Source organism: Synechococcus sp. A10-1-5-1, assembly GCF_023115425.1.
Lineage (GTDB): Bacteria > Cyanobacteriota > Cyanobacteriia > PCC-6307 > Cyanobiaceae > Vulcanococcus.
On sequence record NZ_CP096032.1, the window covers coordinates 1,573,414 to 1,584,889 of the forward strand.

General features: G+C 64.2%; 16 protein-coding genes and 1 tRNA gene. 7 read left to right on the plus strand and 10 right to left on the minus strand.

Going from position 1 to position 11,476, the window contains the following annotated elements; all coding sequences use genetic code 11:
* Positions 1 to 33: 33 nt before the first annotated feature.
* Positions 34 to 999 carry a thiamine-phosphate kinase gene (gene thiL / locus MY494_RS08425; protein ID WP_247909810.1) on the minus strand — a complete coding sequence of 322 codons (966 nt, stop codon included), beginning with the start codon at positions 997 to 999 and terminating at the stop codon, positions 34 to 36.
* The gene (locus tag MY494_RS08430; protein ID WP_247909811.1) at positions 1,000 to 2,085 is read right to left on the minus strand and encodes a peptidylprolyl isomerase; all 1,086 of its coding nucleotides are present in this window, start codon (positions 2,083 to 2,085) and stop codon (positions 1,000 to 1,002) included.
* A 67-nt stretch (positions 2,086 to 2,152) separates the two neighbouring features.
* On the opposite strand from MY494_RS08430, the gene efp reads away from it, so the two are divergent.
* Together efp and accB are read left to right on the plus strand one after the other, a co-directional pair.
* Positions 2,153 to 2,713, plus strand: coding sequence for an elongation factor P (gene efp, locus MY494_RS08435; protein WP_247909812.1), 561 nt, complete (start codon positions 2,153 to 2,155; stop codon positions 2,711 to 2,713).
* Between the two features lie 4 nt (positions 2,714 to 2,717).
* On the plus strand, positions 2,718 to 3,191 hold the full coding sequence (gene accB, locus MY494_RS08440) for an acetyl-CoA carboxylase biotin carboxyl carrier protein (protein WP_247909813.1): 474 nt from the start codon (positions 2,718 to 2,720) through the stop codon (positions 3,189 to 3,191).
* Here accB and pdxA read toward each other — a convergent pair.
* Positions 3,188 to 4,204 carry a 4-hydroxythreonine-4-phosphate dehydrogenase PdxA gene (gene pdxA / locus MY494_RS08445; protein WP_247909814.1) on the minus strand — a complete coding sequence of 339 codons (1,017 nt, stop codon included), beginning with the start codon at positions 4,202 to 4,204 and terminating at the stop codon, positions 3,188 to 3,190. The two genes, accB and pdxA, sit on opposite strands and share 4 nt — an antisense overlap.
* On the opposite strand from pdxA, the gene MY494_RS08450 reads away from it, so the two are divergent.
* Positions 4,203 to 4,367: a hypothetical protein gene (locus tag MY494_RS08450; RefSeq protein WP_247909815.1), complete on the plus strand. Its 165-nt coding sequence runs from the start codon at positions 4,203 to 4,205 to the stop codon at positions 4,365 to 4,367. The genes pdxA and MY494_RS08450 overlap by 2 nt on opposite strands.
* An 11-nt stretch (positions 4,368 to 4,378) precedes the next feature.
* Here MY494_RS08450 and MY494_RS08455 read toward each other — a convergent pair whose 3' ends face one another.
* Positions 4,379 to 5,257 (minus strand): SDR family NAD(P)-dependent oxidoreductase, encoded by an 879-nt coding sequence (locus tag MY494_RS08455; protein ID WP_247909816.1) that lies wholly within the window; start codon positions 5,255 to 5,257, stop codon positions 4,379 to 4,381.
* 72 nt (positions 5,258 to 5,329) lie between these two features.
* On the opposite strand from MY494_RS08455, the gene MY494_RS08460 reads away from it, so the two are divergent.
* Positions 5,330 to 5,530 carry a hypothetical protein gene (locus tag MY494_RS08460; protein WP_247909817.1) on the plus strand — a complete coding sequence of 67 codons (201 nt, stop codon included), beginning with the start codon at positions 5,330 to 5,332 and terminating at the stop codon, positions 5,528 to 5,530.
* Position 5,531: 1 nt separating this feature from the next.
* Here the strand turns inward: MY494_RS08460 and MY494_RS08465 are convergent, their stop codons facing one another.
* Positions 5,532 to 5,945 (minus strand): HNH endonuclease, encoded by a 414-nt coding sequence (locus MY494_RS08465; protein ID WP_247909818.1) that lies wholly within the window; start codon positions 5,943 to 5,945, stop codon positions 5,532 to 5,534.
* 168 nt (positions 5,946 to 6,113) lie between these two features.
* Here MY494_RS08465 and MY494_RS08470 point away from each other — a divergent pair, with 168 nt between their 5' ends.
* Positions 6,114 to 7,688: a DEAD/DEAH box helicase gene (locus MY494_RS08470; RefSeq protein WP_247909819.1), complete on the plus strand. Its 1,575-nt coding sequence runs from the start codon at positions 6,114 to 6,116 to the stop codon at positions 7,686 to 7,688.
* Here the strand turns inward: MY494_RS08470 and MY494_RS08475 are convergent.
* From MY494_RS08475 to MY494_RS08485, 3 genes are all read right to left on the minus strand, one after another.
* Positions 7,615 to 8,064 carry a hypothetical protein gene (locus tag MY494_RS08475; protein WP_247909820.1) on the minus strand — a complete coding sequence of 150 codons (450 nt, stop codon included), beginning with the start codon at positions 8,062 to 8,064 and terminating at the stop codon, positions 7,615 to 7,617. The genes MY494_RS08470 and MY494_RS08475 overlap by 74 nt on opposite strands.
* A 5-nt stretch (positions 8,065 to 8,069) precedes the next feature.
* On the minus strand, positions 8,070 to 8,531 hold the full coding sequence (locus MY494_RS08480) for a DUF6554 family protein (RefSeq protein ID WP_247909821.1): 462 nt from the start codon (positions 8,529 to 8,531) through the stop codon (positions 8,070 to 8,072).
* Between the two features lie 72 nt (positions 8,532 to 8,603).
* Entirely contained in the window at positions 8,604 to 9,128 is a 525-nt protein-coding gene (locus MY494_RS08485) for an AbrB family transcriptional regulator (protein WP_247909822.1), read from the minus strand.
* A gap of 96 nt (positions 9,129 to 9,224) precedes the next feature.
* Here MY494_RS08485 and MY494_RS08490 point away from each other — a divergent pair, with 96 nt between their 5' ends.
* Together MY494_RS08490 and MY494_RS08495 are read left to right on the plus strand one after the other, a co-directional pair.
* A complete protein-coding gene (locus MY494_RS08490) occupies positions 9,225 to 9,515 on the plus strand; it encodes a hypothetical protein (RefSeq protein ID WP_247909823.1) in 291 nt (96 codons plus the stop codon).
* A 38-nt stretch (positions 9,516 to 9,553) separates the two neighbouring features.
* Positions 9,554 to 9,772 carry a hypothetical protein gene (locus MY494_RS08495; RefSeq protein WP_247909824.1) on the plus strand — a complete coding sequence of 73 codons (219 nt, stop codon included), beginning with the start codon at positions 9,554 to 9,556 and terminating at the stop codon, positions 9,770 to 9,772.
* A gap of 340 nt (positions 9,773 to 10,112) precedes the next feature.
* On the opposite strand, the gene MY494_RS08500 is transcribed toward MY494_RS08495, so the two are convergent.
* A tRNA-Gly gene (locus tag MY494_RS08500) sits at positions 10,113 to 10,184 on the minus strand.
* 97 nt (positions 10,185 to 10,281) lie between these two features.
* Positions 10,282 to 11,433 (minus strand): alanine--glyoxylate aminotransferase family protein, encoded by a 1,152-nt coding sequence (locus tag MY494_RS08505; RefSeq protein WP_247912003.1) that lies wholly within the window; start codon positions 11,431 to 11,433, stop codon positions 10,282 to 10,284.
* Positions 11,434 to 11,476 lie beyond the last annotated feature (43 nt).

Sequence of the window (11,476 nt, forward strand, 5' to 3'; positions counted from 1 at the left end):
GTGCTCGATTGAGGATTCAGTGAGCGTTACGGCTTAGCTGAAGTGCCGGTAGCCCGGATCGGTTGTGCTGAGGGGCTCGCCGGTCTCGCTCCAGGTCAGGGCCGGGTAGGGCTGAGCCACCAGTTCGCCGATCACCTGGCAACCGGGAAGGGCTTGGCAGAGCTTCTCTGCCCAGGCTGGCTTGAGGGCTAAGACCAGTTCAAAATCTTCGCCCCCATTGAGGCACCAATGCTCTGCTGAGGGCAGGGGGGCCATGGCTGGGTCGAGGGGCAAGGCTGAGCGCCTGAGCTGTGCCCCACAGCCGCTGGCGGTTGCCAGGTTCAGGACCGCTCGCTGGAGCCCATCACTGCTGTCTGTGCCAGCGGCCCGCCATGGAGTCCCCTGGGGTTGGCTTGCTTCAAGGGCGCCGATGGCCTCCAGGCGGGGGATCGGCCTTTGATGGGCCGCAATGGCCCGCTGCCGCAGGTCATTGGGTATGGGGCCACTGAGCTGGTCTTGCAGCAGTGCCAGTCCCAGGCGGCTCAGGCCATGGGGGCCAGTGCTCACGAGCCAATCGCCCGGTCGCCCATCGCCCCGACGGATGGCCCCAGGCCCCAGGGTTCCGAGGGCCGTGATGGCGAGGAGGCGTTGGCTGCCGCTGCTGCAGTCTCCGCCCAACAGCACCCCGCCATAGCGCTGAAGCGCCTCAGAGAGCCCCTGGTAGACCCCCTCGACCCAGCTCCAGGGGGTTTCGCCTGGCGCCACCAGGCCAACGGTGAGACCCAGCACGTTGCTGCACCCCATCGCAGCCAGATCGGAGAGATTGGCCGCGGCCGCGCGCCAGCCCAAGTCCTGCGGGGACATGGTGGCGTCGCTGAAATGCACCGTGTCCACCAGGACATCGGTGTTGACCACCACGGCCCCTGGCAGGATCGCGGCGTCGTCCGCCAGCTGGCCGGCGGGCGCATAGGCCGAGAGCCGTTCAATCAGCTCCCATTCCCCGAGCTGATCCAGCCGCATTTAGGCGTGGGCTTTGAGGTTGTCGGCCCCGTCGATTAGCCGGGCGCGGACGATGCCGTCGTCGATCCCCAGTTCCTCGAGAACCTCAAAACCATCCACCACGTAGCCAAAGGCGCTGTAGCGGCCATCCACGAGGTTCAGGCCTGCGGGGGTGAGTTCGGCTTCGTAGAGGAAGAAGAAGAACTGGGAGGAGCCATCGGCGAGGGACTCATCGGAGTGGGCCCAACCCATGGTCCCTAGGGTTGCGAAGGGAAGGACCGGAGTGGCTTCAAAGCGGCCTAGGTCTTCAAACGTGGCGTTGTAGAAGGGCTCGGTCTCCCCGGGAACCATGATTTCAAGGGGAACCTGGCGCTCAGTCTTGGTTTTGGGGTCGATGTAGCCAGTCTCCGGGCCTTTGGGGTCCCCGGTTTGCAGGACATAGAAGTCTTCCGCCCGGGTGAAGGGCAGGTCGTCGTAGAAGCCCTGCTTCACCAGATCAACGAAAGCCCCTGCGGTGAGCGGCGCGTTGTAGCCATCGGCGATGGCCGTCAGGGTGCCCTTTGTGGTCTCGATCTCAACGGTTGCCCGACCCAGCAGCCGGGGGAGGGCGTCAAATTCGCTGGGGATGGCAAAGGGGAAATCACCCACCAGGAGTGCCTCCAGTTCACCCACGGTGCTGAGGGCCGCGCGGCGATCGTCCAGGAATACGTCGCGGTCTGAGCTCTCGCTGCTCTCCGCGAGGGTCAGCATCTGGGTCTGCAGGGTCGCGATCAGGGTTTGTCCTTCGGCTTGTTTGGCCTCCGGCAGGCTCGCCACGATGGCGTTGGCGCGGGTGTTGAGCAGCGCCTGACTCTTGCGAACCGTATTAACCAGGGCGCTCCAGCGCTTGGCTCGGAGGTCGTCGCTGGTGCTCTCCAGCCTGTGTTGCAGCTCCTGGAGATCCGACTGTTCGATCGGAAGAGCGTTACGAAGGATGGCGGCGGGATCCTTCACCGCGTTCCCGGGCGGAAGCGCAGCTTGAGCTGGAGCCACCAGTGGGGAGGCGGCGAAAGCGATTGCGATCAGCAGGGCGGGCACCCAGCGATCCAGCCAGCGCTTCAGATCCATGCTGCAGCCTTGTCTCTGCCGGGACTCTGCCACAGCCGTACAATCCCGCCAGAACCGTTATGCCGGAATGATCTCGAGCAACGACTTTCGTACCGGCACGACGATCGAGATCGACGGTCAGGTCTGGCGCGTCGTTGAGTTCCTGCACGTCAAGCCCGGCAAAGGCTCCGCCTTTGTGCGCACCAAGCTCAAGGCCGTCCAGTCCGGCAACGTTGTTGAGAAGACATTTCGAGCCGGCGAGACCGTTCCCCAGGCGGTTCTTGAGAAAGCCGTGCTTCAACACACCTACATGGAGGCCGAGGACTTCGTCTTCATGGATATGTCCACCTACGAGGAGACGCGCCTGACCGCCAAGCAGATCGGCGATCAGCGCAAGTACCTCAAGGAAGGCATGGAGGTGAACGTTGTCTATTGGAACGGGAAGCCTTTGGAAGTGGAACTCCCGAACTCCGTTGTTCTGGAAATCACCCAAACTGACCCCGGTGTGAAGGGCGATACCGCGACCGGCGGCACCAAGCCAGCCATCGTCGAGACCGGTGCTCAGGTGATGGTTCCGTTGTTCCTCTCGATCGGCGAAAAGATCAAGATCGACACCCGCACCGACAGCTACCTGGGCCGCGAGAACTGATCCCATGCAACTCGACCACAACCAGCTGCGCGAGCTGATCGCTCTGCTCGGCGACAGCGATATCCAAGAGCTCAAGCTCGAGGGCGATGACTTCCGCCTTGAGCTGCGTCGCAACCTCCCCGGCGTCCAGCCCCAGGTGGTGATGCAGGCGGCTGCTCCCGTTGCAGCTCCAGCCCCAGCCCCTGCAGTTGCGGCTCCCTCCGCTGCTCCTCCGGCCGCACCAGCGGTCCGTAGCGATCTAATTGAGATCACCGCCCCAATGGTGGCGACCTTCTATCGCTCCCCTGCTCCGGGTGAAGCCACTTTCGTTGAGCTGGGCTCCAAGATCAACGTTGGCCAGACCGTCTGCATCCTCGAGGCGATGAAGCTCATGAATGAGCTCGAGTCTGAGGTGAGTGGCGAAGTTGTTGAGATCCTGGTGGAGAACGGCACCCCCGTTGAGTTCGGCCAGGTGCTGATGCGGGTGAAGCCCGCCTAGCCCAGTTCCTGAGCCGCCTCGAGGGCCGCGACCATGCTCTCGGAGCGCGCGAGGCCGCGACCGGCAATGTCGAACCCGGTTCCGTGATCCGGTGAGGTTCTGAGGAAGGGCAGCCCCAGGCTGGTGTTGACCGCCTGGTCAAAGGCCAAGAGCTTCACGGGAATCAGCCCTTGGTCGTGGTAAAGCGCCAGGAAGCCATCGGGTGCGTCTCCCCCCTGCCGCCAGGCCAGGCCAGCGCTGATCCAGCAGGTGTCAGGGGGTAGCGGCCCCAGCAGCCGGACGTCCGGGTTGCGCGCTGCCCAGTCCTGGAGGGTCGCTTCCAGCCATGTCGCCTCCTCCTGCCCCAGGCGTCCCGCTTCCCCTGCATGGGGATTGAGTCCCGCCACGGCCAGGGTCGGGTCGGGGCGAAACCGACGGCAGAAGTTCAGCAAGACATCGAGCTTGGCTAGCACCCGTTCCCGGTTCAAGGCCTGGGGCACCTGCTTCAGGGGGATATGGGTGGTGGCGAGCAGGGTGTTGAGCCGCCAGCCGCTCTGGGGAGACCGGGCCGTGAAGAGCATGGAGGCCTCTTGCACTCCGGCGAGTTCAGCTAAGCGCTCCGTTTGACCGGGGTAGTCATGGCCGGCCGCGTGCCAGTGCTGTTTGGCGATCGGGGCGGTTACGAGGGCCTTGCCGGAGCCCCCTTGCACCAGCAAGGCAGCTTCTGTCAGCCAGCGGAAACTGGCGTCACCGCTTAGGGCACTCGGAGCCCCTGGCCGGACGGGTTGCTCGAGCGGACAATCCAGCACGTCGAGCTCGGCGGGGTCGGCCAAGGGGGCCTCGCTGCAGCCCTTCAAGTGCTGGTAGCTCTCTTCGAGCCAACGGCGGCAGCCGACCAGTAGCGGTGGTTCCGCCTCACTGCTCCAGCGGGCCAAGGCTTTGAGCACGACCTCGCCACCGATGCCCGCGGGATCGCCGAGGGAAACGATCAGGCGAGGGCGCTTAGCGTTGCTGTCGCTTGGCGGATCACCCATGTTGCGTTGGCTGTTGCTGATCGGGATGGGCTTTGCCCTGGTGAAGGGTGTGCAGAACGGTTGGGTGGAGTTGCATTGGAATCGTCTGTTCCACGACGCCGGGGTGCCTTTTGTGCCGCACCCAGATCAAGGTCCGGCCGGCTCCGACGCGAAGCGCATCTAAGCCTTATTCCATCACTTGAGATGGGTCTGTTCTTCCTCCCAGCTGGCGGTAAACCCCTCCCGATAGGTGGGGTAGAGCAGGCGGTACCCCAGGTCCTGACAAAGCAACGCATTGCTGATGCGCCGGTTGTCGGCCCAGAAACTGAGGGCCATGGGACTCATCTCGCCCTCGGCCTCGCGGAAGGTCCGCAGTGCCGGCAATTTGCAGCCCAGCAGATGGGCGGCAAAGCCGAGAGTTTCACTTGAGGGGCAGGGAAGATCGTCGCTGACGTTCAGGAGTGCTGGCCGGACCTCAGGGGGCAGGCCGCAGCAGTGCAGCAAGGCCCCGACGATGTCATCCACATGGATGCGGCAGAACACCTGCTGAGGCTTGTGGATCAGGCGTGCTGTGCCCTGCTGCAGTTGCTGGAAGGGGCAGCGGCCCGGGCCATAAATGGCTGGGAGCCGAAAGCTCTGGAGCGGCAAACCGCTGGCCAGCCAGCGTCGCTCGCACTGCAGGCGTGACTGGCTGCGGCGTAGCCCTGGCTGCGTCGGACTCCCTTCATCGACCCAGCGCCCTTGGCTGTCGCCGTAGACCCCTGTGGTGGAGAGGTAGCCCACCCACTGGAGCGGCTGTTGCTGCAGGGCCTCCTTCAGCAGGTTGTAGGCGTCGTCCTCGCCGCTGCCATTGGGCGGCAGGGTGATCAGCACATGGCTGAGGCCTTCAGGCAGCTGGGGGATGGCTCCCTCCCCGGCATTGAAGTGGAGCCACTGCGCTCCCTCCCGAGCTGACCGTGATGTCAGCCAGACCTGGGCCCCCTGCGCCTTTGCCGCAGCGGCAAAGCGCTGGCCGGTGTATCCCCCGCCGATGACCAGCACGCGGGAGGAGGGCTTGACACCATGACTAGTCATGAGTACACCTGTATTACTCGTTGCTGATCGGTGACCGCATCCTGCTTCCCTGCCCCTCTCGCGTCCTCCTTCGTGTCACGGGCTCCTGTGCGTGCGCGCCCCAGGCGGCGACCACAGAGGCTCGGGATCGCCGGTGTCGAGCGTCGCCTGATCGGCCTTTCGGCCCTCGCGGCGATGGTCTTCGCCGCCCTGCTGCTCGCTCCGGATCAGCCCCAGGCTCAGGCGGAGATCTGCCAGCGCCATAACGGGGCTGCGGCCTGTCGGATCTGGTGAATCACGCGGCCTGGAGGTATGGCTGTATGGGGTTGAAGCCGGAGTCCGCAGCGGCGGGGGTGGGACTGCCCTCAGGGCTCGCCCATTGCAGGAGGCGTAGAGCCAGGCGAAGGTCACCGTCGGTCCAGGCACGGATGGCCATGGCTCGTCGAGGGTCGTAGAACCGCTGCTGCCTGTACCACTCGAAGGCGTCGGCGTCGCTTTTGCGGCCATTGCAGGCCAGGCAGGCGGGGACGCAGTTCTCGGTCACGCTCAGCCCGCCGCGACTTTGCGGGAAGACGTGGTCAATGGATTCAGAAGGTTTGCCGCAGTAAATGCATGTTTTCCCCGTGTAAGTGTGGAGGGATTGTCTCCACCGACGAACGCGAAGTTTGGGGCACAAGTCTTCAAGGAAAACGGCATCCCTGCTGTGCATCCGAATAATTCGGTTGCTGGGAGTCTGGCCTGGGTGGCTTGGATGTCAATGTGTCGAACGATGCATTTTGCAAGGCTTATTGCAAGTGTTGCGCGGGCTCCGCGCTTCGCTAAATTATGAGTTGCTGCCACAGCTGCGACGGCCCAGCAACGCACCGCGCGCTGTCTGATGCGGCTAGGAGCATCGGGCTCCATTGAGTTGGTGCTGCCATTTGATGCGGTGACCCAGGCGCAGCTGCGGGCCGTGCGTCCCCGCGGGTACTGGCGCTCAAGGCAAGGCTGTTGGGAGTTCCCGCTGGAAGCGGCCCTGGTCTTGCGCCAGCACTTCGGCCAGCGGTTCGCGATGGAGCCGCCGCTGCCCCAGTGGTGCCGCTGGCTGGAGCAGCCTCTACCCCCCTTGCCGCCCCACCGCGAGCTGATTGCCATCGCTGGATTGGCTGACCCCTTGCCGGATGGTCGTGAGCTGTTTGCCCATCAGCGGGCTGCGGTCCGTTGGTTGTTGGCGCGGCGTGGGGCTGTGTTGGCGGACGCCATGGGGCTTGGGAAAACCCTGACGGCCTTGGTCGCCGCGCGCGCGATGGTTCGGACGGCGGATTGCCATGTGGTCGTGATTGCCCCAACGGGGTTGCATCGCCATTGGCGGCAGGAGGCGGCGGCCTTACAACTGCAGATCAACTTGCTGAGTTGGGCGGCGCTGCCGGAGGACTTGCCAGAGGCGGGCACGGTCCTGATTGCCGATGAGGCCCATTACGCCCAGAACCTGAACGCTGCGCGAACCCAGGCGTTCCTGCGCTTGGCGCGCCATCCGCGGCTGCGGGTGGCCTGGCTGTTGAGTGGGACACCGATGAAAAACGGGCGCCCGGCCCAGCTGTTTCCTTTGCTGGCGGCGATTGGGCACCCGCTTGCTCAGGATCAGCGGGCCTTTGAGGAGCGCTACTGCCTCGGCCATTGGCATGAACGCTCCGGCACCCGCCAGTGGAGCGCAACGGGGGCGACCCATCTGCCGGAGCTGCAGCGTTTGGTGCGGCCTCTGTTGTTGCATCGCCGCAAGCAGGATTGCCTGGATCTCCCCCCCAAACGGAGGCGGATGCTGCCCGTCACCCTTTCGGAGGCGGAGGGCCAGGGCTTCCAGCACCGCCTGCAGCTCATGGTCGATGACTATCGCCGCCGCGCAGCAGCGGGTCTGGTGCGCCGGGATGCTGAGGCCTTAGCCGTGCTCACGGCCCTGCGCCAGATCGGCTCGGAGTACAAGCTGCCGGCTGCTGCTGCCCTGCTCGCCAGGCTGCAGGCCCAGGGGCAAGCCGTCGTGGTCTTCACCGCCTTTGTGGCGGCTGCCCAGTTGTTGCAGCAGCGACTGGGCGGCGCCCTGCTCACCGGACGCTTGGCGGCTGCAGAGCGTCAAAGCGTGGTGGACCGCTTTCAGGCGGGAGAGGAGCAGCTGTTGATCAGCACCTACGGGGTGGGGGGCCTCGGGTTCACGTTGCATCGCGCCAAGCATGTGGTCCTCTTGGAGCGGCCATGGACTCCAGGCGATGCCGAGCAGGCGGAGGATCGCTGTCATCGCATTGGCATGCAGGGCACCCTCGATTGCCACTGGCTCCAACTCGGGGTGGCCGATCAGTTGGTCGATGGTCTGATTGCCGATAAGGCTGAGCGGATTGCCCTGTTGCTCAGTCGCGGTCAGGCTCAGTTGGATCGCCAGCCGCTGCCGCGGATGGTTCAGCAGCTGCTTGATCAGTGGTGAGGCGAAGGCAATTGCGCTTGCGCAGATCGATCTCGTCTCGCATCAGCGCGTCGATGGGGTGCTTGCCTTGTTCCACCAGGGCGGCCGCTTTCAAGCTGTCGCGGCAGGCCTCCTGAGGCTTGCCCGCCAACTTGAGCAGTAGGGATCGCTCGTTGCGCGGCTGTGGATGCTCGGGGAAAGCCTCAACGACTGCGTCGCAGTGCTGGAGCAAGGCGGGCAGACGATCGAGATTGACGCCGCGCAGGCAGTCGTCGACCCGGGTCTGGCTTTCGCCAGGTTCAGGAGCAGCACTGCAACTGCTGAGGGCGAACCACAGCAAACCGGCCCCCAGGGACGGCGATAGCCAAGAGCGGCCCTGGGCGGTGCGGGTTGCCATCAGCCTCAGTAGGCGTAGCGGTTCACATTGCCGCCGCTGCTGCTGCCACTGCCACTGGTGATGCCTGAGCTGGTGCTCGTGCGGTTGGTGCTGTCGGGATGGGTGGACTGGCTCTTCTCCTCAGTTGTATCGACAGCTTTCACGTAGAGGTCGCCGAGGTAGCGGCCGCAGTCGTTGTATTTGCCGGGATCGGCCACCACGGCTTCCGTGATCATCACGGCCGCGTGCTCAGGGGAGGTCTTGAACACCGAAGCGCTTTGACGCTTGATCACGGCGTAGGCGGCTTTCCAGCTCACCTCATGGTTGTTGCCGCTGCTGCGCATGTAGCAATAGATCTGGGCGCCTTTGGCACCGGTCTCATTGCCGGCCAGAGCAGCGGTCGGCAGCGCAGACCAGCCCAGGGCAGCAAGCGGTAGGGCTGCAGCCAGCCGAAGCAGCCGGCGGTTGAAGGACAGGGGATGACGCATGCCGAAGCAGGGGGAAGGCATTGGATGACCCACCGTATCGATCGTTCCCCTCTGGATCCAGGGGCCGATCAATCAGCTGGCAGGGGGTGGAATGTCCCCGTGGCCCAGGAGAAGTCGGACCGCCAGGGGAAGCACCAAGAGCACCGTGATCAGGCGGACAGCGTGCAGGGCTGCGACCGCGGCGCCAACGCCAAATTCAGCGCCCACCAAGCTCATCCCGCTGATGCCCCCTGGCGCCGCTCCCAGCAGGGCAATCAAGGGGTCCATGCCCAGAAGCCGACTGCACCAGAGCCCCACCACCAGGCCCGTCATCACCAGGGTGAGCGTGATCAAGAGGGCCGGCCGCCAGAGCTGTTTCAACTCGCTGAAGGCCGTCGCCGTCAACCCGGTGCCGATCACGGTGCCGATGCCGATCTCGAGAGCTGTCCGGGTGCCTGCGGGCCAATTCGCGGGTTCCAGCTTGCCGCTCATGCTCAGCAGCCCCGCCCCGAGGAGCGCGCCGGCCAAAGGGGCGGCCGGGATGCCAGTCCGGAGGGCAAGCAAGCCGCCGCTGATGCCCGCCAGTAGATAGGCCAGCAGGTGAAGGCTTGATGGCATCGCTGGGCTGCCCTGGAATCTCTTCAGTCTGCTTGGCCGCTTGGGCTTGAGAAGTGCTCAGGGCTGTGGTGTTATCGGGCCAGTTGAACCCTGGGCATGGCTGGCGAATCGGTCTCGTTTCGCATCACTCGCACCACCGAGGACCTCGCTCAAACCGTGGCGGCTCTCTCGCAGCGACTGGTGAAGCTGGAGCAGCGCCTGAATGCGATGGAGCTGCAGCTGGATCAGGTCTCCGTTGTAGAGGCGCCAGACCCTGAAGAGCTCACTCGCCTTGACCATGTCGAGACACTCCTGGCCGACTGCCGCAGCTTGCTGGAGGACAGCGTTGAGGTTGAGGAAGCACCCGCGTTGGTGAATCCTCACGTGGATGAGTCCATGGCTGCGTGACCCCTTGCGCCGGGGCCACAATGGAAAGAAAGCGAACCATGGCCTTTTCCAACAGCCATCGCTCCGTGCCCGTTGCCCCTGCCGTCTCGGGGACCCCGGCTTGCAGCAGCCGCTCCTATGCCGAGGGCGGACATCAGCTCGAGAAGCTGGAGTTTGCCCTCGCTGTCGCAATCACCCGCGGGGATGCAACACGAGTGAGGCAACTTCGCGATCAGATCGCGGCTCTGGGCGGCAATCGTGAGGAGCCGGGTACCTAGTCCCTGCTTGGCTTTGACCCTTGAGTTGTGTCAGGGCCGGCCCAGCTTTGGGGCTCTCTCAATGTGGCGACTAATATTTATCCAAACAAGATCAAATAAATGCCATCCAGCCAACAGGCGCCTGTAGCTGAGCAACGAGACGATTTGATGCGCGAGGCTGCAGCGTTTTCGGCTGCGGCTGAGCAGGCCGCTTCGAGCGGCGAGATTGAGCAGTCAGCGCGCGATATTCTCCGCTCCCTTGATTGTGAGCGCCGTGCAGGAAGTGTGGGGCCTCAGGTGATGCAGCTGATCAAGCCCAGAAATTGAGGCCAATAGTTTTGCCCCGCTGAAAAGTTTGAGAAGCGGATGACCGGGCTCGAACCGGCGACGTTCAGCTTGGGAAGCTGACATTCTACCACTGAATTACATCCGCAAATTGATAGTTAACAGCTCAGATTAGAGCAGTTTGCTATCTCTAAGAAGCGTAGCAAGGGAGTCCCGCCCTGGGAGCTCCCTTGTGGTCGGCTGCTTCAGCTGGCCAGGGCCGCAGCGCAGGCTGCGACGCCAGCACCAGGAGTGCCTTTGTGCAGGCCCAGTTCCTGAAGGGTGGCTTCAATCGCTGCGACGGCGGTCAGCACATCGCGATCACAGACGAAGCCCAGGTGGCCGATGCGGAAGACCTTGCCCTTGAGGTGGTCTTGGCCGCCGGCCAGAAGGATGTCAAAGCGATCCTTGACCGTCTTGCGCAGGCTCTCGGCGTCGATCCCTTCGGGAGCCACGGCCGTAATGGCAGGGCTGCCGTAGCCCTCAGTGGCGTAGAGGGGCAGGCCAATGGCTTTCATGCCCGCTTGGGCGGCGGCGCGATGGCGCGCATGGCGGGCAAAGATTCCCTCGAGGCCTTCGGCCTGCATCATCTCCAGTGCCGCTTCCAGGGCGAAGTAGAGGTTGATTGCGGGGGTGAACGGGTTGCTGTTGGCTTGGGCCGATTTCCGGTACTTGCCCAGATCGAGATAGAACTTCGGCAGGTCGGAGCGGCTGTAGGCCTCCCAGGCCTTGTCGCTCATGGCGACGAAGGCCAAGCCCGGGGGCATCATGTAGCCCTTCTGGGAACCGGATCCGATGATGTCGATCCCCCAGGCATCCATGGGCACATTGCAAGCCCCGAGGCTGGTGACGCAGTCAGCAATGGTCAGGGCCGTGCCATGGGCTTTGACGTGCTTCGCGATGGTCTCCAGGTCGTTGATGACCCCAGTGGAGGTCTCCGAATGGGTCACGATCACGGCCTTGATGGCCTTGCTGGAGTCGGCCTCCAGGGCGGCGCGGAATGCTTCGGGATCCAGTGGGGAACCCCACTCGGCCTTGATCACCTCCACCTCAAGGCCATAGGCCTGAGCCACCTTCACCCAGCGCTCGCCAAACTTGCCGTTATCGCCGCAGAGGACCTTGTCCCCTTTGCTCAGCACATTGATGATTCCGGCTTCCATCGCGGCGGTGCCGCTGCCGGTGATCACTAGAACGTCATTGCTCGTCTGATGCAGCCACTTCAGCTGGGCAGTGGTGCGCTCAACGATCTTTTGGAAATCCGCGCTGCGGTGACCGATGGGGTGACGTCCCATCGACTGCAGGACGCTTTCCGGCACCGGTGTGGGGCCGGGGATCATCAGAGTCAGCTTGTCCTGCATGGTGGGTGAGCCGGGGCGATCGCTGCCCGTTGGATCAGCAGCG

Excerpts from the sequence above, each read along its gene's own strand:
- thiL (WP_247909810.1), bottom strand. The coding sequence starts at position 999 with ATGCGGCTGGATCAGCTCGGGGAATGGGAGCTGATTGAACGGCTCTCG.
- MY494_RS08490 (WP_247909823.1), top strand. The coding sequence starts at position 9,225 with ATGGCTGGCGAATCGGTCTCGTTTCGCATCACTCGCACCACCGAGGAC.
- MY494_RS08455 (WP_247909816.1), bottom strand. The coding sequence starts at position 5,257 with ATGACTAGTCATGGTGTCAAGCCCTCCTCCCGCGTGCTGGTCATCGGC.
- MY494_RS08485 (WP_247909822.1), bottom strand. The coding sequence starts at position 9,128 with ATGCCATCAAGCCTTCACCTGCTGGCCTATCTACTGGCGGGCATCAGC.
- MY494_RS08495 (WP_247909824.1), top strand. The coding sequence starts at position 9,554 with ATGGCCTTTTCCAACAGCCATCGCTCCGTGCCCGTTGCCCCTGCCGTC.
- MY494_RS08470 (WP_247909819.1), top strand. The coding sequence starts at position 6,114 with ATGCGGCTAGGAGCATCGGGCTCCATTGAGTTGGTGCTGCCATTTGAT.
- pdxA (WP_247909814.1), bottom strand. The coding sequence starts at position 4,204 with ATGGGTGATCCGCCAAGCGACAGCAACGCTAAGCGCCCTCGCCTGATC.
- MY494_RS08475 (WP_247909820.1), bottom strand. The coding sequence starts at position 8,064 with ATGGCAACCCGCACCGCCCAGGGCCGCTCTTGGCTATCGCCGTCCCTG.
- efp (WP_247909812.1), top strand. The coding sequence starts at position 2,153 with ATGATCTCGAGCAACGACTTTCGTACCGGCACGACGATCGAGATCGAC.
- MY494_RS08480 (WP_247909821.1), bottom strand. The coding sequence starts at position 8,531 with ATGCGTCATCCCCTGTCCTTCAACCGCCGGCTGCTTCGGCTGGCTGCA.
- MY494_RS08465 (WP_247909818.1), bottom strand. The coding sequence starts at position 5,945 with ATGCACAGCAGGGATGCCGTTTTCCTTGAAGACTTGTGCCCCAAACTT.
- MY494_RS08505 (WP_247912003.1), bottom strand. The coding sequence starts at position 11,433 with ATGCAGGACAAGCTGACTCTGATGATCCCCGGCCCCACACCGGTGCCG.
- accB (WP_247909813.1), top strand. The coding sequence starts at position 2,718 with ATGCAACTCGACCACAACCAGCTGCGCGAGCTGATCGCTCTGCTCGGC.
- MY494_RS08450 (WP_247909815.1), top strand. The coding sequence starts at position 4,203 with ATGTTGCGTTGGCTGTTGCTGATCGGGATGGGCTTTGCCCTGGTGAAG.
- MY494_RS08430 (WP_247909811.1), bottom strand. The coding sequence starts at position 2,085 with ATGGATCTGAAGCGCTGGCTGGATCGCTGGGTGCCCGCCCTGCTGATC.